At 68.2% G+C, this 22,670-nt stretch carries 19 protein-coding genes; 13 read left to right on the top strand and 6 right to left on the bottom strand.

What is annotated here, in order from left to right:
• Positions 1–13: 13 nt before the first annotated feature.
• A complete protein-coding gene (locus OGH68_RS32035; protein ID WP_264248876.1) occupies positions 14–337 on the bottom strand; it encodes a hypothetical protein in 324 nt (107 codons plus the stop codon).
• A gap of 279 nt (positions 338–616) precedes the next feature.
• On the opposite strand from OGH68_RS32035, the gene OGH68_RS32030 reads away from it, so the two are divergent.
• On the top strand, positions 617–2,284 hold the full coding sequence (locus OGH68_RS32030) for an N-6 DNA methylase (RefSeq protein ID WP_264248875.1): 1,668 nt from the start codon (positions 617–619) through the stop codon (positions 2,282–2,284).
• A 15-nt stretch (positions 2,285–2,299) separates the two neighbouring features.
• On the opposite strand, the gene OGH68_RS32025 is transcribed toward OGH68_RS32030, so the two are convergent.
• Genes OGH68_RS32025 through OGH68_RS32010 form a run of 4 tightly spaced genes read right to left on the bottom strand, consistent with a single transcriptional unit; the run spans position 2,300 to position 8,130 of the window.
• Complete coding sequence (locus OGH68_RS32025) at positions 2,300–4,435, bottom strand: UvrD-helicase domain-containing protein (RefSeq protein ID WP_264248874.1); 2,136 nt, start codon at positions 4,433–4,435, stop codon at positions 2,300–2,302.
• 39 nt (positions 4,436–4,474) lie between these two features.
• Positions 4,475–5,683: an McrC family protein gene (locus OGH68_RS32020; protein WP_264248873.1), complete on the bottom strand. Its 1,209-nt coding sequence runs from the start codon at positions 5,681–5,683 to the stop codon at positions 4,475–4,477.
• Positions 5,680–7,536 carry a DUF4357 domain-containing protein gene (locus tag OGH68_RS32015; RefSeq protein WP_264248872.1) on the bottom strand — a complete coding sequence of 619 codons (1,857 nt, stop codon included), beginning with the start codon at positions 7,534–7,536 and terminating at the stop codon, positions 5,680–5,682. The genes OGH68_RS32020 and OGH68_RS32015 overlap by 4 nt, the downstream gene beginning before the upstream one ends.
• Positions 7,537–7,581: 45 nt before the next feature.
• The gene (locus OGH68_RS32010) at positions 7,582–8,130 is read right to left on the bottom strand and encodes a hypothetical protein (RefSeq protein WP_264248870.1); all 549 of its coding nucleotides are present in this window, start codon (positions 8,128–8,130) and stop codon (positions 7,582–7,584) included.
• 395 nt (positions 8,131–8,525) lie between these two features.
• Here OGH68_RS32010 and OGH68_RS32005 point away from each other — a divergent pair, with 395 nt between their 5' ends.
• From OGH68_RS32005 to OGH68_RS31990, 4 genes are all read left to right on the top strand, one after another.
• Complete coding sequence (locus OGH68_RS32005) at positions 8,526–10,484, top strand: serine/threonine-protein kinase (RefSeq protein WP_413471060.1); 1,959 nt, start codon at positions 8,526–8,528, stop codon at positions 10,482–10,484.
• Between the two features lie 24 nt (positions 10,485–10,508).
• Complete coding sequence (locus OGH68_RS32000) at positions 10,509–10,748, top strand: hypothetical protein (protein WP_264248868.1); 240 nt, start codon at positions 10,509–10,511, stop codon at positions 10,746–10,748.
• Positions 10,749–10,769: 21 nt separating this feature from the next.
• Entirely contained in the window at positions 10,770–11,027 is a 258-nt protein-coding gene (locus OGH68_RS31995; protein WP_264248867.1) for a hypothetical protein, read from the top strand.
• An 84-nt stretch (positions 11,028–11,111) separates the two neighbouring features.
• Positions 11,112–11,705 carry a hypothetical protein gene (locus OGH68_RS31990; protein WP_264248866.1) on the top strand — a complete coding sequence of 198 codons (594 nt, stop codon included), beginning with the start codon at positions 11,112–11,114 and terminating at the stop codon, positions 11,703–11,705.
• Here OGH68_RS31990 and OGH68_RS31985 read toward each other — a convergent pair.
• Positions 11,672–12,187, bottom strand: coding sequence for an ATP-binding protein (locus OGH68_RS31985; RefSeq protein ID WP_264248865.1), 516 nt, complete (start codon positions 12,185–12,187; stop codon positions 11,672–11,674). The genes OGH68_RS31990 and OGH68_RS31985 overlap by 34 nt on opposite strands.
• Before the next feature lie 211 nt (positions 12,188–12,398).
• Between OGH68_RS31985 and OGH68_RS31980 the strand changes: the two genes are divergently transcribed.
• From OGH68_RS31980 to OGH68_RS31945, 8 genes are all read left to right on the top strand, one after another.
• Complete coding sequence (locus tag OGH68_RS31980) at positions 12,399–13,670, top strand: hypothetical protein (RefSeq protein ID WP_264248864.1); 1,272 nt, start codon at positions 12,399–12,401, stop codon at positions 13,668–13,670.
• A 120-nt stretch (positions 13,671–13,790) separates the two neighbouring features.
• Complete coding sequence (locus OGH68_RS31975) at positions 13,791–15,056, top strand: DUF4145 domain-containing protein (RefSeq protein ID WP_264248863.1); 1,266 nt, start codon at positions 13,791–13,793, stop codon at positions 15,054–15,056.
• The gene (locus tag OGH68_RS31970; RefSeq protein WP_264248862.1) at positions 15,053–15,916 is read left to right on the top strand and encodes a carbohydrate kinase family protein; all 864 of its coding nucleotides are present in this window, start codon (positions 15,053–15,055) and stop codon (positions 15,914–15,916) included. Before OGH68_RS31975 ends, OGH68_RS31970 begins: the two co-directional genes overlap by 4 nt.
• Positions 15,913–16,548 carry a 2'-5' RNA ligase family protein gene (locus OGH68_RS31965; protein ID WP_264248861.1) on the top strand — a complete coding sequence of 212 codons (636 nt, stop codon included), beginning with the start codon at positions 15,913–15,915 and terminating at the stop codon, positions 16,546–16,548. Before OGH68_RS31970 ends, OGH68_RS31965 begins: the two co-directional genes overlap by 4 nt.
• Positions 16,545–17,321 carry an inositol monophosphatase family protein gene (locus OGH68_RS31960; protein WP_264248860.1) on the top strand — a complete coding sequence of 259 codons (777 nt, stop codon included), beginning with the start codon at positions 16,545–16,547 and terminating at the stop codon, positions 17,319–17,321. The genes OGH68_RS31965 and OGH68_RS31960 overlap by 4 nt, the downstream gene beginning before the upstream one ends.
• A gap of 27 nt (positions 17,322–17,348) precedes the next feature.
• Positions 17,349–17,786 (top strand): SseB family protein, encoded by a 438-nt coding sequence (locus tag OGH68_RS31955; protein ID WP_264248859.1) that lies wholly within the window; start codon positions 17,349–17,351, stop codon positions 17,784–17,786.
• Positions 17,787–17,817: 31 nt separating this feature from the next.
• Entirely contained in the window at positions 17,818–18,255 is a 438-nt protein-coding gene (locus OGH68_RS31950; protein ID WP_264248858.1) for a hypothetical protein, read from the top strand.
• Positions 18,255–22,670: a putative T7SS-secreted protein gene (locus OGH68_RS31945; protein ID WP_264248857.1), complete on the top strand. Its 4,416-nt coding sequence runs from the start codon at positions 18,255–18,257 to the stop codon at positions 22,668–22,670. The genes OGH68_RS31950 and OGH68_RS31945 overlap by 1 nt, the downstream gene beginning before the upstream one ends.

The following is a 22,670-nucleotide window of genomic DNA, read 5'->3' as shown; positions in this document are numbered from 1 at the left end:
GGCACCGCGGTCGTCAGGAGCGGCGCAGGCTCGGCCGTGACCGTCGTGTCACGGCCGGCGCCGGCGCCGCCTTCGCGGTCCCGGTCGCCGTCGCGGTGGGCGTTGGCACGGCGGCCCCGGTGTCCGTGCCCGCCTCCACCTCGCCGCTGCCGCAGATCCCTACGGCGGCGACAAGGGCGCCGGCAATCAGGGCGGCGAACGCCGTACCGCCGTGCGTCAGCCACGCCTTGGCGCGGGACGGCCTCTTCCGCAGGTGGGCGGGCGGCAGCGGGGGCGGGCCGTACGGCCACTGGCCCTCGGACCAAACCGGTCGGTGGGGCTGATGGGGGTTCCTCACGACACTTCTCCTGTCCCAGCAAAAAACGCGGGACACCGCCCCAACGAATACCCCTCAAGGTAAGTATTATCGCGAAAGCCATGCCAACAGATTCACTCTCTCGATGAGAGATCGCCGCCTGCCCTCTGTGCAGACCCGTTCCGACCAGGCCGCCACCCGAGGCGAGCAACGACGCCACAGCACCCTCCGCCGCACTCACTCCGTCACTCTGAGTTCGTTTACAACGCCAACACACGCGCTCCACTCACTTTCCCGAACCCACCGTGTACCGTGAGGACCATGAAGGATGACGCCGTGCGGCCCCCCACAGAGCCCCTCGTCACCGCAGCTGAGATCGCCCGGCTCGCGGGAGTCACGCGTGCCGCTGTGTCCAATTGGCGCAGGCGTCACGGGAACTTCCCGGCGCCCGCCGCCGGGAGCTCGAGCAGCCCGCTCTTCTCACTGACCGAGGTCCGGGCCTGGCTCGAACAGCAGCGCAAGGGGCAGGAGCTGTCCGCCGAGGTCCGACTGTGGGAGTTCCTGAGAGGCGCGCACGGTGAAGACGTGATCCGGGGGCTCACCACGGTCGCGGAGATCCTCAGCGACGAAGACGACACGAGTCGAGCCGAAAGCGATCCCGCCCTCGACGCGCTCATCGACGAGCTGACCGCCGGCATGTCACCGGCGGACCTGCTGACCGACCTCACAGCACGCTATATCGAAGCCTCCGGCCGGGCCGGGTCGGACGGGATCACCTCACCGCAACTCATCCGGGCCATTCAGCATTTCGCGGGTGATCAGCAGGGAACCGTCTTCGATCCGGCCTGCGGTATCGGTTCGCTGCTGTTCGCCTTCGGGCCCCGCGCGCGTGCGCTCGTCGGTCAGGACATCGACCCGGTCAACGCCCGCTATGCGGCCCTGCGTGCCGGCCTGACCGGCATCCTCGACGTCACTGTCAGCACGGGCGACTCCCTGCGCGCGGACGCACACCGCGGCCTGAAGGCGGACCTCGTGGTGTGCGAGCCGCCCGTCGGTGTGGCCGACTGGGGCCGGGAGGACCTTCTGCTGGACCCGCGCTGGGAATTCGGTGTCCCTTCGCGTGCCGAGAGTGAACTGGCCTGGCTTCAGCACTGCTACTTCCACACCGCCCCCGGCGGCGTGGTGGTCATGGTGATGCCGGCCTCCGTGGCGTATCGCAAGGCGGGTCGCCGTATCCGTGCCGAGATCGTGCGCCGGGGACTCCTCACCCACGTCGTCGCTCTGCCGCCGGGCCTGGCCGCAGCACACGCGCTGTCGGTCCACCTGTGGCTGCTCAAGCGGCCCACGGGCTCCGACACCGGTGCCGGCACCGACTTCGTGCGCATGACGGATCTCACCGAGAACGATCCCTCGGAGCCGTTCGAACCACGTGCCGACCAGAGCGCCGAGGTGTCACGGATCGATCTGCTCGACGACACGGTCGATCTGACGCCGACCGCGCACATCGCCGCAAGGCTCACCGATTTCGCCGCCGAGTACGCGGCCACCCGGCGCGCGATCGGCGAGCAACTGGCCGTGCTGAGTGATCTTCTCCCCGTCCTCGAGGCCGGAGCTACCGGCACCTTGCAGGATGGCGCCACGGTCAGCCTCTCCGACCTGGCGCGCGCCGGGCTGATCGAGACGTCCGCGGACTCTGCGGTGTCGACCAGCGAGCAACTCGACACCGACTATCTCAACGGGTTTCTCAGGAGCGCCGCCAACAACCGGCGCTCGACCAGCGCCAGCGGAACGTTTCGCACGGACGCCCGAGGAGCACGCATCCCACAGATGGGCATCGACGAGCAACGCCGTTACGGGGCCGCTTTCCGCGCGCTCTCGGAGTTCGAGGAGCATGTGAAGAAGCTCGCCGAGCTCAGCGAGCGTGCCGCGTCCCTGGCACGCGACGGCCTCACGGGCGGTGCGCTGGCACCGCCACCGGCGGACGGATGACCGAGGCGCCGGGCCTCACGCCGGCAGGAACGGGCTCGCGGAACCGCTCCACGACACGTGCAGAGCTTCCCGTGCCCTGGTGCAGGCCACGAACAGCACGCACCGCTCCCGCAGCATGTCCGACTCGTGCTGCAGCCGGTCGACCTCGGTCGGGGTGATCTCGCGCGCGAACGGAACGGCTCCGGCGGTCACTCCCACCACTGCGACGCAACGGAACTCGAGCCCTTTCATGGCGTGCATCGTCGCCAGTCGCACGCCGTCGGCGTCCGCGGGCGGACTGTCCTTGACCTTCACCATGGGAACGCCGGCAGCGTCCAAACGGTCGCGCACCTTGTCCAGCAGCACGTTGAACCTCGCGCACACCGCGATCTCGGCCGGCCGGATCCCCTGCTCGATCCATTCCTGCACCCGCTCGACCAGCGCGGTCACCTCTGCCTGCTCGGACGGGTGTCCGTCGACGTGCGGCCTGCGACCGTGCAGCAGCGACCGGTAGCCGCTCAGGCTGTCGCCGCCGTCACCGCCGAGGTCGTCGACCGGCACGTCGGCGAGGATGCGGGTCGACCACAGAAGGATCTCCTCCGTACTGCGGTAGTTGACTCGCAGTCGGCTGGAGCGGCCGGTCACGGAGATTCCCAGCGAACCGAGTGAAACCCTCGAGTCGTAGATCCTCTGGTGCGGGTCGCCGGTGATGAACAGGTCGTCGGGCCCCGCCTCGGCCGCTGCCCTCAGTACACGCCACTGGGCAGGATGCAGGTCCTGCGCCTCGTCGACGACGATGTGGGCGTAACCGTGAACGGACCGGTCGGCACGATCCAGCAGGCGTGCCGCCTCGTCGCACACCTGGAGGTGGGTGCTGTCCCCCTTCTCCGCCAGCGCGGAGTGGAAGGACTCGACCCCCCTCCAGAGTTGTGCCCGCTTCAGCGGTCCGAGCGCCGTGCCACGGCCCTTGCGTGTGGCGGCCAGGTACTCCTCTGCCGACCGCACGCCCTGAGCGAGGATCACATGCCGGTACTCCTGTGCCAGGAACTGCTCGGTCCACGGCAGACCGAGCTGCTTGCCCACTTTCTGCCAGATCCGGCGCTCTTCCTGGTCACCGATGGGGGACGGTGACCGCCCGCCGAGTTGCCGGACGATCCGGTGGGCGTAGGCGTTGACGGTGGTCACATCCACCCGTGCCAGCTGCGCCTCGTCGTCCAGGAGCAGCGCCAGGTTCTCCCTCAGAGCGGCGGCCAGCGCGTTCGTGTAGGTGGTGAGGAGTACCCGTGAATCGGGCGAGCGTGACAGCAGGTGCTTGACCCGGTGCAGCGCGACGACGGTCTTGCCGGTGCCCGGCCCACCCGAGACCTGTGCCGGGCCGTTGTACGAGACCCGGTAGGCGAGTCGCCGCTGCGACGGATGGAGGAAGACCCGCCAGGCGGCGAAGGGCTTCTCCAGGATGTCCGCGAGTTCGTCGGGTTCGGTGATCAGTGTGATCCGGCTGCTGGTGTTGGCGATGGCGGTGGCCAGGTCCTCGGTCGGCTCGGCCGTTGCCTGCGCCGGACGCCGGACGGCGACGACGTCGCGGTAGACCTCGGCGGGCTTGAACCCCTCGGCAAGGAACGTTAGTACCTCGAACTGGTCCTCGGGCAGCAGTGTCCCGAACGCGTCCAGCTGAGGCCGGTCGATGATGGTGCGCACGGCCTTGAGCACTTGGTCGTCGATGCCGAGGTCCCGTAGGACGCTGTCCTTGTACTGCGCGAACAACAGCGCCGGCGCCGCGCTCGCCGCCTTCTCCAGCGCCGGGGTGAGCTGCTCGATGGCGGCGACGTTGCGCACCTCGAGTCCGCGGGTTGCAATGTTGACGGTGTAGAGGCGCTTCGCCGCCCAGGTGTACGCGTCGTCGTGCGGCACGACGTTCAGCAGCAGGAAGGTGTCACTGCCGTCGTCGGGGGCGAGGACGACTCCGCGCCAGAAGTCGTTGATGCGGATGGTCCGCATCCTGGGGTCGCGCGCCTTGTCGACCGACTCCAGGTGGAGCCCCTTGTCGGCGTGCAGTTCGGCGACGCTCAGCTTCTGGAACTTGTCCATCGCCTTGCGCACACCGGCTTTGACGTGCTTCTCCAGGGCGTCGAAGCTTTCCCAGAACGTGTTCGCCAAGGCGAGCTGAGGCACGGAACGGACTCCTTTGCGCCGCTGGAGCATGAATGAAGATCATACGGGGGTGGTCCCGGCCAGCCGCCCTGCGAGGGCCTGCACCTGGGCCAGGAGCACCGTCGGCGACTGGTCCAGATCCAGCGCGTGCTGGTGGATGGTGATGCCGGCGTTGCGGATCCGGTGTGACGCGTGCCCGACGTTGCCCTTGGCGTAGACAAGATGCCCCTCGAACAGGCCGAGCGCGGTGCAGTAGGCCAGCATCTGGTACAGGTCGGCGTCGGGGAACCCTTGGGGCCTCTCCGCCTTGTACTTGGCGTCGACGACCGCGCGGGGCGTACCGTCATCGGCGTACCAGACGAGGTCCGGGCGCATGCGGACGGCGGCGTCCCGGTCTAGATGCACGCCGCGGGCCTGGAGTTCACCGCGGCCACCGTAAGGGACGAGGGCTTCACGCAGCGCGGTGCAGACGAAGTCCTCGAACAGCTTGTTCATGTCGAAGAGGTAACCGTCGATGTGCAGCCCGCCCGCGCCGTGCTCGGCCGAGGCATCGCGCAGGAGGCTCTCGGCCAGGCGGAGTGCGTGGTGGTAGCGCGTATTGAGGCGGGTGGCGCGCCAGGAGGGCAGAGGACGTCCGCTTACGTGACAGGCGACGTCCGCCAGTCGCGCCCGATGGTGCGCGAGACGCCGGCGCACATCTGCAGGAATTTCTGGTAGACGCATCAGGCGTTCCACAGCGGCTCGCAGGATGCGGTTCTCGGCGATGTCGGTGGTGTACTCGTCGTGCACGATCTCCGCGGGAAGCGTACTGCCGAAGCGGCGCCGTATCTGATCGGCCTCCCTGATGCGGCCGCGTACGACGAAGGCGCTCTCCTCGATGGTGCGATAGCCCTGGACGAGCCCTTGTGCGAGCGCTCGTGCCGTCTGCCGTTCGAAGGCGTGCGCGAACGCGGGGAGGACCCCGGAGTGTTCGGCGACGTCCACCGGGTCGCCCTCGGGTGCCAGATTCGGAGAGAGCGCGTAACCGAGGAGGAAGAACAGCCGGGCGATCGGCACCTTGGGTGCGATGCGCAGGGTGACGGGCCCGGCTCCGGGGGCGGTCAGGGTCAGCGCGCCTACCTTGCTGCCGGCGCGCAGCCGCCAGTGCCCGGCGAGGTACGGGTCGGGACTGGCATCGACCACGCCGGAGGCGGCGAGCGCCCGGCCGACGGCGTCCGCCAAGCGGTGCGGCTCGGGCGGTGCGTGCTCGACGAGATCGATGGTGGTCACGCCCCGGACTCCAACTGCTTGCGAAGGGCCTCGAGTCCGTAGCGTGCCCTGACGTCGATGCCGTCGCCGTAGTGGTGCTCCTCCAGCAACGGCAGGACCTTCGTGCGCCACGTCCGCTCCAGGCCCCCGTCCCGGTACACCCCCTTCTTCATGAGGTACGACGGTCCGATGCGGAAGTCCGGGTCGTCGATGCGTGCGTTCAGGGCGTCGAGCAGGTCGGCGGGCTCGGCGCCCAGTTTCCGGTCGGCGAGCCAACGACGCAGCAATCCGTTGGTCGGCTCCGCGCGCGGGGAGAGTTCGACGAACGCGAAACGGCGGCGCATGGCGGCATCGACGAGCGCGATGGAGCGGTCGGCGGTGTTCATGGTGCCGATGACGAAAAGGTTCGGTGGCAGCGCGAAATCGTCCCCGGAGTAGGTCAGACGCACGGACTTGTTGCGGTACTCCAGCAGGAAGTACAGCTCGCCGAAGACCTTCGCCAGGTTGGCCCGGTTGAGCTCGTCGATGATCAGGAAGTGCGGGATGTGCCGGTTGCCCTCGCGGGACGCGAGGTCGGCGAGCTCACGCAGCGGCCCGGCAGTGAGTCGGAACGCCACCTCCCGCGTCTCGGGATCCTCTCGGGGCCGGAAGCCCTCGAAGAAGTCCTCGTACGAGTAGGAGGGGTGAAACTGCACAAGCTTCACCTGCTCGGGACCGCTTCCGAGGAACTCGGCGAGCTTGAGCGCGAGGTAGGTCTTCCCGGTCCCGGGCGGCCCGTACAGGACGAGCTGACGCTCGTCCCAGAGCAGGTCGCGCACCTCTCGCAGCCACGCCACGTCGTGCACAAGGAGCTCGTCGGCGAGCTCCTGGCCGGGCTCGGGCAGCTCCAGCTCCCGGCGGCGTTCGGTGATAGCGGCGATCTCGGCGCTCGCGTCGGCGTCGGCGGTCGCCTCGGCCTCGATGGCCAGCTCGGCGTCGGAGAGCCCGAGCCCTTCGAGCAACGGTTTGACGACGGTCAGGTCGACCACGTCATGCTGCACGGACAGCTTCTGCTGGAGCTCCTCCGGGAGCTCCTCGTACGGATAGCCGGCAGCCTGCCACTCGACCGGGCGCCGCAGATTGGACCGGCCGTCGTCGGAGGCGATCTGTTCGACGGAGCCGGTGATCTCACCGACATGGAGCCGCCCGGCGGAGATCGTGCACACCACGTCGCCCGGCCTCATTCGGGAGACGAAGGCATGCAGTTCCTCGACGAGCTCCCGTTTCTGGTTGTACGTGGCGGCGGCGTCGTAATCCTCCTCCACCATGGCGCGGAGCCGGTCCTTCGCCATACCGGGCTCGACACCCTGCCGCAACCGGCCGGCCGGGACGGAAACCTGCTGCGCAGGCAGCCACATGCGCTGCACCAGGTCGACTCCGGAGACGTTGGAGCCACGCACCAGCCATGCCCTGTTGGGGCCCCACCACGCGTTGCTGAGGAAGTCGGCCAGCGGATGCCCGTCGGCGGTCTTCCACTCCACCCAGCCGTTGGCGCTGCGACCGACAAGGATCTCCGCGGCGGCCGAAGGCGAGTTGCACTCGATGTCGCGGACCGTCTCCAGCCACCCGGGCCAAGTCGTCGACTCCGTGATCAACCCCTCCGCGATCAGTGACTCGCGAAGGCGGTGCGACGACTGCATACGGCCAGGAAAGGAGGGGACGACCTCGGGCCTGGCCGGAGCGCCCGCCAGGACGACGAACTTCTGGCTTCCGTTCGTCCCCTTCTCGGCCAGCAGGCGGCCACGTGCCTGCGGCCCCCCGCCCGGCAACCGCAGCAGGAACTCCGGGTACTGCACGCGCTCGGGAGCCCCGCCCGGCTGCTCGCTCACACTCACTCCTCAACCATCACGTTCTACGGACCCTACCGGCGCGCGCTGCGGCTACGCCCGCACCTTGGCCAGGGCACGCTCGGTGAGCGACAGCGCCAGCTTCATCGCGCTCTCGCTGCGCAGCGGGCAGTTCACCACGTACTGATGGCCGTCGCGCACGTCCCGGAAGCCGATGTGGGGGTCGTCGTCCAGATCTGTCACATCTTCCTCGGTGAGCCGCAGAGTGAGCCCGCCGTTCGTCGCCTTCACGTAGACGACAGCCCCGTACCGCTGGGGCTTGGGCCCTGCGTCCCGCACCATGATGTAGTCGGTGAGGCCGTCGTGCGTGCGCTCCGACACCCCCGGCCCGATCTCGACATCGCCCAACGCCACCGCGCTGCGCAGGTAGTCGAGCACGCGTGTCGCGATACTCGTCGTCCGCGCCCGGTCGTGCACCAGCCGCTCGATGTCGGGCCAAGCAATGTCCGTCTCGACGTGAACGGACTCGACGACGGTCTCCTCGGCCACGACACCCTCGACGCCAACTGCCCCGCCCCTTCCTTGACCGGTGAGCTGCAGGTACTCGGCGATCTCTCGCGGCGTTCCCTCGATGATGCGCATACGCCCCTCCACTGCTCGCGTCCAGGCACGCAAGTGCGTCGGCCTCACACGACGTCCTCACGGGGTCGGCATCGGCCAACCTGAACTCAGGAAACACCCGTTTACATCGCCAACGCAACACTCTAGTCGCGACTCCTCGCACCCGTGTACAGTCTGCGCTGCGAATCCGCTTTCCGGGACGGCGGCCGCCCGCGTCCCGGCCCGAGCCGCCACCGCAGTGCGACGCCGGGAACCTCTGCTCGCTCTCTCTTCAGCCGCCGGTCACTCGACCGCACACCAGAAACGGACTTCCTGTGAGTGCTGCCGGCTCCGGTGGACGAGTCCAGCCGCCCCGCCCCGGCGATCCGTCCCGCATCGGCCGGTTCCGGATCACCGGTCGTCTGGGGGTCGGTGGCATGGGCACCGTCTACGCAGGTCTGACGCCCGACGGACACCGGGTCGCGGTCAAGGTCGTGCACCAAGCGCAGTGCGAGAACCCCGAGTTCCTCGCCCGCTTCCGACGCGAGGTCCTGCTCTCGGCCCGGGTGCAGGGTCCTTGTCTTCTCCCTCTCCTGGCAGCCGACACCGAGGCCGACCCCCCGTGGCTGGCGACCGAGTACGCCCCTGGCCCCTCTCTCGGCCGTCATCTGGCCGAGCACGGCCCGCTCACCGGTGGCACCCTCTACGCCTTCGCCACCGGTACCGCTCAAGCGCTGGCCGCCATCCATGCCGCCGGCGTCGTTCACCGGGACGTGAAGCCCCAGAACGTCATCCTCGCCCCCGCCGGCCCACGGCTCCTGGACTTCGGTATCGCCCACGCCGTCGACGGCACCAGCGTCACCCGCACCGGCGTCATGACAGGCACGCCAGGCTGGATCAGCCCTGAGCACTATCGCAGCGGCACCGCGGGCTCGGAAGGCGACATGTTCGCGTGGGGTGCGCTCATCGCCTACGCCGCCACCGGCCGCCTGCCGTTCGGCGGTGGGGCCCCGGACGTCGTGGCCTTCCGTGTCATGTCGGGCGACCCCGATCTCGAAGGGATACCCGCCGACCTGCGAGCGATCGTCACCGAGGCACTGTCCAAGGAGCCCGCCGACCGCATAACCGCATCCTCGGCGGAAGAGAGGTGCTCACACCTCCTCGCATCCCAGGCCACGCAGGTCCTCGCGGACGGAGTCGGACTCGAGCCGACGCGTGTCGGTGAACTGGTCGCGGCACAGTGGGAGATGCCTGACCTGGACGATCCCGCGTGGCACTTCCCCCGGCCTTTCCACCGAAGGCGCACCGTCGTGTCCGTTCTCATCGCCGCGGTCGTCGTCGGCGGCATCACGGGTGGTGCCCTGGCCTTTCCGTCAGGTCTCGCGAAGAGTACCGCCGGCGCCTCCGCCGACAGCCGCACCACCACCGAGGACCCGGTCGTCCCGTCCGCCGTCCCCACGCAAACCGGCCCGGCCGAATCCGACGATGGTAGGAACGAACGGCCGGTCGATCCACGCACCGTGGATGTCCCTCACGACCCGCTGGCCGGAGTGCTCGATCCCGCTTTCACACGTGTGGAGGAGAACCAGCCGCACACCTCGGAATGGAGGGCCAGCACGTCCGCGAGGAGCCCGGAGGAGAAGGAGGCCGCCCAGCAGATCCGCAGCCTGGTGACGTCGATGCTCGCAACCAAGGGCATGGACTACATGGATGCCACTGTCACCTTCAACAAGCGTGCGCAGACTGTGATGGTCACCGGCGGCCCCGTACCCCAGTTGCCCCTCGAAAACCAGGAGGTGTTCCGCAGGGCAGGCGAAATGGCGGCGTGCACGGTACTGGCGCGCCGCCTCGAGGAGAGCCCCACCACATGGCTGTACGGTCGCTATTACGTGCTGTGGAAGGACGCCGAGGTGCAGTTCGACCCGCCGTTCCTCGGATTCGGGCGGGCCACCGGGGGTTGCTTCACCGAGATCGCCGGCCAATGGCACGGCTCTGAGGCCGGCCTGACCACCGCGGGTATACCGAGCAGCGACCAAGCCGAGATACGTGTCGCTGATGCCACGGTCAAGGCGGTGACCGCTGCATGGAACAAGCGTGCCGCCGAAGGACACGGCCTCGACCCCTTCACCTCCGGTGACGTCACCCTGGGCTTCGACCCCGTCGAGAACGCCGCGTACGTGTGGGCCTGGGACAGCTCCGGCAGCCTCGTCGGACGGGCCCAGCAGTCACACCTCCTGAGCATCGTCTCCAAGACCGGCTGCAGGAAGTTCATGACGGAATTCGGCAGCAACGAGAAGTGGAACTACACGCGCTGGTCCGTTGCCGTCTACCGGACGGACGACGGAATGCCCGTGATCGTCGGTTCGGGCAGCTGCGCATCGACCGGGACACGTTGACACACATCACGAAGCGGAGCACCCATGAACGGCAGACCCGTCGTGGCCGCCACGGTTCTGGTGGCCCTCGGTCTCACCGGCTGCGCAGGCTCCGGCTCCGCAGCCAAGGCAACGCCGAGCACCCCGGTCACCGAGACATCGGCACCGTCGCCGTCCCCGCCCGCCGCCACTCAGGCAGCAGACGACCAGGCAGCCGAAGACGCCCGGCGCGAGTTCGAAGCAGCCCTCGCGGACATCGACGATGCCTTGGGAGAGACACTGTGAGTCCACCCGGGCACGTACGAGGTGACGGACGACGCTCCGGACTACGAGGACGCCCTCGATTCGCTCGACGACGAGTTCCTCGTTCCCGGCACCTACACGGCCAAGGGTCCGGCCGACGTCTCCGGCGGCTGCTACTGGGCCCGAATGAGCGACGCCTCGGGAGACAGCGGTTCCGTCCTCACCAACGACATGACCGAGGGGCGGGCCCTCGTGACGTTGAACGAGGGCGAGTTCTTCACCACCTCGGGCTGCAAGCCATGGACGGCGCAGGTGAATTGAATGCGCCAATGCCGGGCTTCCGATGCCTGCTTACAGCCGGCAATTCCCATCATCTACGGAGGTTGATCGCCGATCATGATGCTCGTGAGCGGTCTCCTGTTGGAACGCGGTGCCACCCTGCCCCGGAAATCGGGCACGACATGCAGCGGTGTGGCGGCGACCGGTACAGCAACGGAGTGGACACTGCAGCTGTCAGGCCGCCCGGCGCTGGTGGTTCACGACACCCGGTGGAACAACGAGGAGCGTGACTTGGTGCTCTACCAGCCTGCTGTGGTCCCCGCCATTCCCGCGGCCCTGTCGAACCTGCACAACCGGCTGCGCGTGGGCATCGCTCGCCCGTCGGGCACAGCCGCCCTGCGGATCATGGCCTATACCGTCTGGGTGGACGGGGAGCGGCCCCGGATCAAGAAATCCTTCACCACGGCGGAACTGGCCGACCGCTTCGGCCACGAGCAGCTGCGGTCCCTCGCAGCCCGGCGAGGCGTCTCCGTGCGCGCGGAGTCCGGCAGCCTCGAGGGCCATGCCTGCGACCTCAAGGCTCCACAGGAAGACGAGAGGTTCCGGCACGCCGTGCACTTCCCGGCCGAGGACGACGAGACACCCGTGATCGCCTTCGCGCACCTCAGGGTGATCCCCGTTCTCCGTCACGTGCGCTGGTTGAGCCCCGCCGCGGCATGACGTCGCTCAACGCTCGGTGACGAGGGCGCGGTAGGCGGCGCAAGTGTCGCCCAGACGGTCTTGCGGGCCGGCGGCTCCGGACTGATGTCGACGCCCCAGTCGTCCGCGAGCGCGTCGACGATCAGCAGGCCGCGTCCACTCTCCTGCTCGGCCTCCGGCGCCGTCGCAGTGCCGGGAATCCGCTCGGCGCGTACGTCGGTGACCTCGATCCGCAGGATGCCGGCACTGTCGAGGGCGAGGTAGAGCCGGAAGTCACGTCCAGGTACGCGGCCGTGCTGGGCCGCGTTGGCGGCGAGCTCCGCGACGATGTGCTCGGCGTCCTCGGACGGCACCTGCCAGTCGGCGAGTTGGCGTCCCGTCAGTCGGCGAGCGAGGCGTGCTCCGCGCCGTGTAGGCGAAAGCAGCACGGTGAAACGGCGGCCGTCGGGGGCGGGACGTTCGGGCTGCTGCGGGGTGACGAGCTGATGATGAGATGCGTTCATGTCACTCAGCGTGGCGGGGCGCACACGCGGCTGACCAGCCGGGCAGTCGGTACGGCGACGGCCTGTACGGAAGGCCGCCACCCTCAGTACCGCCCGTCGTGCGTGGCGAAACGCGCGATCGCTCGAAGCCCAGAGCGCCCCTCCCGCGAAGATCCGTATCCTGAGGACCGTCCGGCACTTGACCATCGGTTGCGCATCGGAGGCACACCCGTTGACCACGGACCTCAGCTCCGTCACCGGCGTCCGGCAGGCAATGGCCGTCGTGGTGCCCGTGCGGCTGACCGCTCCGCCCGACTGGCCGACCGGGCCGATACCGTTCGACCTCGGCTCCCGCCGCACGGACACGGCCACCCGGCAGACGTACTTCACCCCGGCCGCCGCCCGAGCCCTCTACGGCACTCCGGAACGGCCCTGTCGCTGGCACCGGTTCATGGAGATGCGACACCAGTCGCTGCACCTGCGCGGAATCGAGTTACTGCGTACCGCCACAGCTCGGCACCCCCACCTCGCCCTCGCCGTACTGCACTTCGATGTCGAGGGACCTGCCCTGCTGGAGACGCTGCGCGCCATCGGCCACCGCAGCCCCGCCGCCCCCGACCCGCTCGACGGGCCGCTCTCCCCCGCTGTGCTGCTCGAGGGTGTCGCCCAGCCACGCGGCGCCACGGCCCCGTTCGCCATCGCCCGCCCGTACACGGTCGCCTTCCTCACCCCCGACGCGCACCATACGCCCGCTCTGCGTCAGGACGGCCGGCTGCCGGAGACGGCAGACCGATGGCTCTGGCACCTCGCCTCGCGCTCCACGGACGCCGACTTCCCCACACCACTCGAACAGTGGCCCGATCGCACAGCGCACGCCCTGCGGATATCCGCCGACTGGAGCGCCCTGGTGCTGCGCCACGGTGCCGCGTTCCTCGGGCACCGCGCCGACCCCGGCGACGGCGACTTCTACGGCTTCGCACAACTTCACTGCCGCACCGTCTACCTGGACGCCCTCCTCCTCGGTACTGTCCAGCGCGACCACATCGACGAGCTCACGGACGGGCTCTCGGGTGTCTTCGACGGCCCGAAACTCGCGCGCCGGGTGTCCGCCCTCGAGCGCCACATCGCCGCCTTCCGCAGCACCTACTGGCGCCAACACCTCACCGCCCACGGCCCCGCAAACGAACTGCTGCTGAGCTTCCAGGCCCAGCACCGCCTGCCCGAGCGTTTCAGCGAGATCCTCGCCGAAGCTGCCGATTACGCGCGGCTCGTCCAGACCCAGGAGAGTCAGCAGATCGCCGGTGCCCTCGGTGTCCTCACCATCCTGGGACTGCCCGTGGGCACGGCGCTGAGCGTTCTCCAAGTGCTCGGCGTTAAAGGCGCGACCGCCGTCGTCGCCGCGCTCGTTGCCGCCTTGGCCGCCACCGCCCTGGTCCTCACCACACGTTACGGACGTCTTGTGCTGTCCTCCCTGCGCGGCAGGGACTCGAGCGACATTCGCTGATCGCCCTCACGGCAGGACGACGTATCGTCGGCACAGCGACCGGATACTGCCTGTACCCGGCCTTGATCACGCTGTTAGGTTTCTGTCCGCGGACCTGAGAGAAGAGGATGCGGGCACGGGGTGACGGGCAACGAGGGGGAGCCGCTCCGGCTGTACAGAAAGGCTCTGAGGTACGCCCAATCGGACCCCGAGGTCTTCCTCGGCACGGCGAGGAGAGCAGCGGAGTCGATCCTGTTGGACATCGCCATTCGCGAGGCCATCGGCTCGAAGCCGACGCTCGAGTCCCTGCTGACCGTGCTGTCGGCGAAGAATCTGGTGCCTCCCAAGGTCGTTCTGGCCGTGCGTACGATCCAGAACTACGGCAACTACGGCAGTCATGCGCAGGATTCACCGACCGAGGAGATCTCCGCCGAGGACGTCCGGCCGTGTCTCAACGCCCTGACCCAACTGGCGGTCTGGTACGGGCAGACCAGCCGATCCCTCGAAGAGGACGCCGTCCGGCACGAACTCTCCGACCGCCGGCGCGGTACCGGCACGACCCGCCTCGCCGACTCGACCCTGATCGTGGTGAAGGCCGTACTGCTCGCCTGCGGCCTGGAGCGGACGCTGGCGCAGCGCGGCCACCATGTGGTGCCGGTCCAGCTCCCCTGGTCGGACAATCTCGTGCGGGACGTCTCTGCCCGGCTTCTCGACGCAGCGGTGTACAACGAGCAGCGTGTGCTGCACCTTCTGGAGACGGATCAGACCATCCGCGACCAGGTGGTGCCCGTGGGACGGGTGGGCTATTCGATGGGCGGCCGTAACTTCTATCTGCTGGGCGCCCGTGCCGGCCGGTGGGGCGGCGTGACGGCGAAGGAGTTCCTGGCCGATCCGGCAGGTGCGCAGATCGCGGTGCCCAAGCACAGCGACATGTTCGCCAACCTGCTCTCGGCCCTGTCGACCGACGAGGCGGGTCTGGCGGACATGGGCGTAACGGTCCTCGACGTACCGCACCATCTCGGCCTGGAGTTGTTCCATCTGAACAGGGACGTCCTGGCGGTCGGCGGCCAGAACCTGCGTATGCACGCGCAGGAGGACGACGCGTACTTCGAGCTGCTCAACTCCGACATGCTCCCCGCCCGGACCCAGACGCGACTGCGTTCCGCCGCCGCGAACGTGTTCATCGCGAACCGGGCATGGCTGGAGGAGCTGGACATGCGTCCCGGAGAGTTGTATCGGGAGCTGATGCGGTCGTTCCACGAGTGCGGTTCGGACGACGAGACGTACGAGCGTCTGGTGCGCGAGTTGGTGACCCATGCCTCGTTCCCGCCGGAGAGCGTCCCGGAGAGTCGCGAACGGCTGGTGCGTCACGTGCTGTTCGAAAGCTACCGCTGGGGGCGGCCGTGACCGGGCAGCCGAAGCGTGTGCTCGTCGTGGGCGGTGTGAACTTCGACGTCATCGCCCAGGCCGACCGTCTGCCGGCGGAACACGAGAAGCTGCGGGGCAAAGAGTGCCGTGTGCTGCCGGGAGGCGCGGCATCGAACACGGCGGTCGGGCTCGTGCGTCAGGGGTGCTCCGCCCGGCTGGTGTCCGCCGTGGGTGACGACGCCGCCGGCGCGATGTGCCTGGAGGTGCTGCGTGCGAAAGGTGTCGACACGTCACTCGTGCAGGTGCAGACGGGATCACTGACGAGCATGGCCGTCGTCCTGTCGTCAGGCGGCGGCAAGCGGATGCTGACGTTCGCGGGCGCAGACCGTGGTCTCGCCTTCGACGCCGTCACGGACGACGACATACGCGGATCGGATCACGTACACGTCGTGGGCGAGCCCACCCCTTCGCTCGCACGGGTCGTCGACCTCGCGCACCGGGCCGGACGCAGTGTCTCCGTCGAGTGGAACGGCAGGGACATGCGCTCACTCGCGCGTGGAGCGTCGCTCAACTTCATGAACGCCGATGAGGCTGCCCGCCTGCCGTACGCCCGCGGCGCACCCGACACAGCCGGGACGGCGCTACGCATCGCTGAAGCGGTCGCGGGTGATGTGATAGTGACCATGGGCGCCGAGGGCGCCGTGTGGGCCACTGCCGACGGGGAACTGATCCACGAGCCGACCGTCCCCGTGCAACCCGTGGACAGGACGGGCGGAGGCGACGCGTTCGACGCAGGCGTCGTCGCGGGGTGGCTGCACGGCGAGTCCCCGGCGGCCTGCATGCGGCGCGGACTGGACGCGGCGCTGCACGTGATCAAGAAAATAGGAGCTCACCCGTGACGAGATGGCTCGGTGTCGCACTGCTTCCACGAGCGGACCATCTGCGTGCCGCCGTACAACTGCAGCGGGACATAGGCGGTGAGACCGCTCTGCAACCTCCCCTGCATCCGGACGGCAACCTGCCCCATGTCACCGTCTTCCAGGGCCCGTTCGCGGGCTCGCTCGATCCGGCGCAGGCGCTGGAGTCGATCGGTGGGTCGGCGGCCGGAGGCGGACTGCGGGGCGAGGTGTCGCTGTCCAGCACGGGCGTGGTCTACCAGCCGATCGGCTGGCTGTTCCTCTCCCTGGAGCGTCCGCCACGGCTCGAAGCACTGCAGAAGGCCGCACTGGCGGCACTGGACCCGCACCTCGACCGGGCGGCCTTCGACGGCGACAAGGACGTCTCCCGCTTCACGGAGAACGAGCGGACCAGCTACGAGCGTTACGGCTACCGCTACACGGGGGACGCCTACGCCCCGCACATCACGCTGGGCCGTGCCGAGGAGGAAACCGCCCTGGAGCTGGTCCGCACCGCGCAGGACCGGGTCGCTCTGCCCAAGGAGTGGGTCTTCGACCGGCTCAGTTTCTACGTCATGGGGCAGCACGGCGCCCACGCCGAGACGCTGCTGGAACTCCCTCTGGTCCCGGCGTGATTGACTTGAGCGGCAAGCTGCTGCCCGTCGCCGAGGAGGCAGTCGACGCTGCGGTCGACTGGCTGTCGACGGCGGGCCGGGAATGGTCCACCGCACGCTTCAAAGCGTCGGGCGAGGAGGTGACGGCGGCCGACGTCGAGGTGGAAGCCCGGGTGACGCAGGTGCTGGCGGCACGTACACCGGACATCCCGGTCGTCGGTGAGGAATCGTCGGCGGCGGGGCAGCCACTGCCACTGCCCGCGCGGTGCTGGCTGCTGGACCCGATCGACGGCACGATGAACTTCGCGCGGGGCGGGCCGATGTACGCCGTATCGCTCGCCTACGTGCAGGACGGCGAACCGCTGGTGGGCGTGGTGCACGCCCCCGCTCTCGGCCGGCGCTGGACGACACCGCTCCCGAAGGCACCCGTACCCTCGGCCGACGACCTGGCCCGCGCTGTCGTGGGCGTCTCCGGCACCGGCTCGGCCCACGGCGGGCCCCGCCGGTTCCTCGACCGCGTCCAGGACGAGGCCTACCGGGTCCGGATGCAGGGCTCCATGGCCCTCGACCTGGTGGGCGTGGCGGAGGGCTGGCTCGACGCATGCGTGTGCATCGCGCCCAAGCCATGGGACGTCGCGGCGGGAGTGGCGCTCTGCCGGGACCGGGGCCGGGCGGTGCTCGACGCGGACGGGCGCGCGTTCTCGTTCAACTCGCCGGTGCTGGTGGCAGGTGCGGTAGACGTGGCGCATGCACTGGCCGGGCTGTGGACCACCACGGCATTGACGTGCCCATAGCTCGATTGCGCCAGCAATATGCCCCATGTGATCATTCTTGGCATGAACACGGGTGGGGGTGGCGTGCATCAATCCAGCGGCCTGCAGATGCTGGCGGATCAGGCGCGGCGAGAAGCGGCTACGAGCATGTCGGATGGCGAGAAGATTGCTGCGGCGCGAGCGACGCGCCTGTACTTCCAACGGCCCGACCAGCCGGGTTTCTTGGTCTGCGAAACTGAGCTGGGGCCAGTGGTGCCTCTGTTCACGTCGGTGAAGCACCTGGCCCTCTTCGCCGGTGCGTGTGCATGGGCGTTCACCACCGCCGGCGACATCGCAGAGCTCCTCCCCGAAGGCGTCCGGGCCCTGGTGGACCCCCTCAGTGAGCAACCGTTCCTGCTGGATGTGGACGCGCTGCTGGAACCGGCGGCCGCCCGCGACCGGAACCGACAAGACATCCAGGGGGACCTGCGCCTTGACGAGTCATGACGCCATGCACGGACGCCAAAGTGGTGACGGTATGAAGCCCGGCGAGGGTTACAGGATCGAGTGGACCTCGGTGCGGAAGATGATCGACCCTTTGGAAGAGTCGGTCGTCGCCGCTCGCAATGTCAAGGACCACAGGGACAGGCTGGCCGCGCATCTCCAGGGCAACGCAACGTTCGAGATCCTGGACTCCGGAAAAGGCTTCCTGACGGCCTGGGGCTTTGGCATGGGCCAAGTCGCCGACCACGCCACCGAGGTCGCTGCGCGCCTCCATGAGGTGATCGCCGCCTACATGCTGGCGGAGTTGCTGGGCGTCCAGAACTTCTCCCCCACAGCGGACAACATCTCCAAACTGCCCATCGGCGATTTCGGCAAGTGGACATGGGACAACGTCGGGAAGCCCACGTTCGACCCTCCGAAGCAGTTCCTCCAGGAGGAATGGCCGCCAGACCCCACAGAGGTGAGCGCATAATGCTGGACGACAGGCCGGCACCGGAGCGGATACCGGCCGGCTGTACGCCGAAGGACCTGATCTACGGCGATCCGGACAAGGTCGACGACCTGGTCATCGAACTGCGCGCCTACGCCGGAGCCTTCTACGACGGGCGTGATCAGCTGCAAGTGCTGTCGCTCAAGGAGTGGGCAGGCGAAGGGGCGAGCGCCTTCGAGGAGGCGATCGAGAGTCTGCCCAAGGAGCTCAGCTCGGCCAACAAGCACTTCCTCCTCGCGGCCTCCGCCCTCGATGCATACGCTGACAAACTTCGCTCTGTGCAGAAGCGCTGCACCCCGATAATTGAGGGCGCTGACGAGGCTCGGGCGACATCCAAGCGTCACTGGGAGGACGTCGAGGCGTACAACCCTGCCGTGGAGCGCAGCGACGATCCACTGCCCGAGCGCCCGCCGGAGAGCGACCCCGGCGCCGTTGCCATGACCAAGTGCATAGAACGGCTCGACAAGCTTATTGAAGAGCTCCAAACAGTCGTCGCCGACTCACAGCGCAAACTGAACAAGAGCGCCAAGGACGCACCGGACAAGCCCAAGGGGTTGGCGGCTGCGAAGGAGAAGGGAGGCGACTTCTGGGGTGGCTTCACGGACGGCGTGGACAACCTCTTCGGCATCGTGGAACCGCTGGCCGACGGTGACGTCAACGGCTTCGCCATGCAACTTGCCGGCATGGCCGATGGGGCGGCCTACGCTGTGCAGAACCCGAAGGAGTTCGCCAAGGCCGTCGCGAACTGGGACGAGTGGTCGCGAAACCCATGGCGGGCCGCCGGACAACTAACCCCTGACCTGCTGTTGGCCCTCGCCACAGGCGGTGGCGGCGCAGTGGTGCGCGGCGGCAGCGCGGCCAGAAGTGCTCTGAAACGTCTGACTGATCGCCAGAACGCCCTTGGCCGCGACGGAAGCGCCGGTGACCGGGCAGACGGCGAACCGGGGAAGCATGACAAGTGCGGTAGTGAGAAATGCACTACCGGCGAGCCGATCGACGTAGCAACCGGCGAAATGGTCATCCTCGCCACCGACGTCTCCCTCCCTGGGGCCCTTCCCCTCGTTCTCGAACGCAGCTACGTTTCCGGGCACACATGCGGAGGCTGGTTCGGCCGCACGTGGGCCGCCACCCTCGACCAACGACTCGAAATGGACGACAAGGGCGTCGTCTACATCGCCGACGACGGCATGCTGCTGCGGTATCCCATTCCTCGCCCCGATATGGAGACCCTCCCCATCAGCGGCCCGCACTGGCCGTTGAACTGGGACGGCGAGCCCGGCGGCGCGATGACGATCCACATGCCGGAGCGTGACCGGACCCTCCACTTCGCGCCTCTGCCCGTGGCTGAGGCGACCGAACTCGCTCTCCACGCCATCACCGACCGCAACGAACACCGCATCACCGTCGGATACAGCCCTGAAGGGCTTCCCGTAGAGATCGCCCACTCCGGCGGATACCGCATCGCCATCGACACCGATCCCGCCCAGATGCGTGTCACCGGCCTGCGACTCCTCGGCTCTGGAACGGGCACGAGGGAGCAGGGTGTATCGCTGGCCACCTTCGTCTACAACGCAGTAGGTGACCTCACAGAGGTCGTCAACTCCACCGGTGAGGCCCTGCGCTACACGTACGACGCCGAACACCGAATCACCGCGTGGACCGACCGCAACGGTACCAAGTTCGGCTACGTCTACGACCGGCGCGGGCGCGTCCTGCGGACCGTCGGCTCGGACGGCATGATGACCGGCCGCCTTCACTACGATGATGCGGCCCGCACCACGGTCTACACCGACTCCCTCGGTCACAGGACCACCTACGTCTACAACGAGGCGTACAAAGTGGTTGCAGTGACAGACCCTCTCGGCAACACCACCCACACGGAGTGGGACAAGACCAACCGGCTGCGTCTCGCCGTGACCGACCCGCTCGGCAACACAACACGCTACGCGTACGACGACTCCGGTCGACTCCAGCGCGCGGAACGCCCGGATGGCACGACGGGGTCTGCCAAGTACAACGAACTGGCCCTGCCGGTAGAGGTACGGGAGCCGGACGGCGCCCTCTGGCGATACACGTACGACACACGCGGGAATCGCACTTCAGCCACCGACCCTGCGGGCGCCCTGACCCAATACGCGTACGACGACCACGGCCATTTGAGCGCCGTCACCGACGCACTGGGGCACACCACCGTCATCGCCACCGACGAGACGGGTCTTCCCATGGCGGTCACCGACCCCTTCGGCAACACTACGTCTGTTCGCCGCGGCCCGCACGGGCGTATCACGGCGATGACTGACCCCCTCGGGAACACCACCAGGCAGGGATGGACCATCGACGGCAGGCCCGCCTGGCGCGAGCGTCCGGACGGCACGCGCGAGACGTGGGCGTGGGACGGGGAGGGCAACCTCGTCGCACACACAGACTTCGCCGGCAACACCTCACGGCACACCCACACCCACTTCGACCTGCCCGCCACCCGTACCGACGCGGACGGCGCGCGCTACGCCTTCTCGTACGACACCGAGCTACGGCTGAAGCAGGTGACCAACCCTCAGGGCCTGACGTGGAGCTACGAGTACGACCCTGCCGGCCGTCTGACATCCGAAACCGACTTCAACGGCCGATCCCTCGCCTACACCTACGACGCAGCAGGGCGACTGTCCTCCCGAACCAACGGGGCGGGCGAAACACTCCGTTTCACTCGTGACGCACTCGGCCGGACGGTGACCACGCGCGCCGACGACGGCACGGAAACCGTCCACGCCTACGACCCTGCGGGCCGCCTGATCCATGCCGCCAATCCCGACGTGGACCTTCACCGCGAGTACGACGCCGTCGGCCGCCTCGTCGCCGAGTCGGTCGGCGGCCGCACCAGCCTTTACACACTGGACCCACGAGGCCACCGCATCTCGCGCCGCACGCCTGCCGGCACCCTGTCCGAATGGGCCTATGACGCCGAAGGCCGCCCCACCCGACTGACAGCTACCGGACACAGGCTGGACTTCGAGTACGACGCAGCCGGCCGCGAGACCTCTCGCTCCTTCGGCGACGGCATCAGCCTTGTGCAGATCTGGGACTCCGTCGACCGCCTCACGGTACAGTCGCTCACCCGCGGTCCGGAGGCCGGCGAAGATCTCCTCCAACACCGTACCTACGCCTACCGTGCAGACAACCACGTCACCGAGATCCGGGAACTGACCACCGGCACCCGACGCTACGACCTCGATCCGACCGGTCGGATCACCGCCGTCCACGCGCACGGCTGGACCGAGAAGTACGCCTACGACGACCTCGGCAACCTCGCACACGCCACCGCCCCGCACCACCCCTCCACCGGCGACCGTGATTTCGGCGGAACCCTGATCCGCCGGGCCGGGCGTACGGTGTACGAACACGATGCCCAAGGCCGCCTCGTCCGCCGCACGCGCAAGCTGCTGAACGGGCAGCAGCGCACGTGGACCTTCGCGTGGAACTCGGAAGACCGCCTCACCGACGCGACCACACCCGACGGCGACCACTGGCAGTACATCTACGACCCGCTGGGCCGCCGTACTGCCAAACACCGCCGGGCAGACGACGGCACGATCACGGAGCGCATCACATTCACCTGGGACGGCACCCGGCTCGTCGAGCAGACCACGATGGAGGGGCGTACAACTACCTGGGACTACGCCCCAGGCACTCATCGTCCTCTGGCCCAAGTAGACCGTGACGCCCCGACGGAATGCGAAGCGCGCTTCCACGCGGTGATCACGGACGTCGTCGGGACCCCCACGGAGCTGGTGACACCGGACGGACGCATAGCCTGGCAACAACGCACCACCGTATGGGGCACCCGCCTGCCGGCACCGCCCGGCTCGTCGTCGGCCGACTGCCCTATCCGTTTTCCGGGCCAGTACCGCGACTCGGAAACCGACCTCAACTACAACTACTTCCGCTATTACGACGACGAAGTCGCCGCCTATCTCTCAGCCGATCCGCTGGGCTTGAGTGCCGCACCCAACCATCATGCGTTCGTGCCCAACCCGTTCGGCTGGTTGGACCCACTCGGACTGAAATGCCTCGACCCCGACGACCAGGTTCGTCATGATTCCGCTCGCGAGACGGCCGTCGACGGCGACGGCAATATGATGGGAGAGGAAGACAGCCCCGGGGTCAGAATGATCGATGACGTGCAGCTGGAGAGGATCCGCCTGGATCTGCATGCCAAACTGGGCGAGCCCGATGTCAAGACCACGCCGAAGGGAAACATCGAGGTGTGGCAGTTGTCGGACGACCCGAAGGCGACCGTCACCTATCGACCGTTCAGCAAATCCGGTGGAGCAACCATCGACTACAACGGCGTGGACGGCCTGGACATGAAACGCTTCCACATACCGCAACACGGGGACTGA

The sequence above is a fragment of the Streptomyces peucetius genome (genome assembly GCF_025854275.1).
Taxonomy (GTDB): Bacteria; Actinomycetota; Actinomycetes; order Streptomycetales; family Streptomycetaceae; genus Streptomyces; species Streptomyces peucetius_A.
This window is presented reverse-complemented; position numbering and strand designations above follow the sequence as displayed.

Coding starts and splice junctions, on each gene's coding strand:
- OGH68_RS32030 (WP_264248875.1), top strand. CDS start 617: ATGAAGGATGACGCCGTGCGGCCCCCCACAGAGCCCCTCGTCACCGCA.
- OGH68_RS32010 (WP_264248870.1), bottom strand. CDS start 8,130: ATGCGCATCATCGAGGGAACGCCGCGAGAGATCGCCGAGTACCTGCAG.
- OGH68_RS32005 (WP_413471060.1), top strand. CDS start 8,526: ATGGGCACCGTCTACGCAGGTCTGACGCCCGACGGACACCGGGTCGCG.
- OGH68_RS32000 (WP_264248868.1), top strand. CDS start 10,509: ATGAACGGCAGACCCGTCGTGGCCGCCACGGTTCTGGTGGCCCTCGGT.
- OGH68_RS31985 (WP_264248865.1), bottom strand. CDS start 12,187: ATGAACGCATCTCATCATCAGCTCGTCACCCCGCAGCAGCCCGAACGT.
- OGH68_RS31950 (WP_264248858.1), top strand. CDS start 17,818: ATGAAGCCCGGCGAGGGTTACAGGATCGAGTGGACCTCGGTGCGGAAG.
- OGH68_RS31945 (WP_264248857.1), top strand. CDS start 18,255: ATGCTGGACGACAGGCCGGCACCGGAGCGGATACCGGCCGGCTGTACG.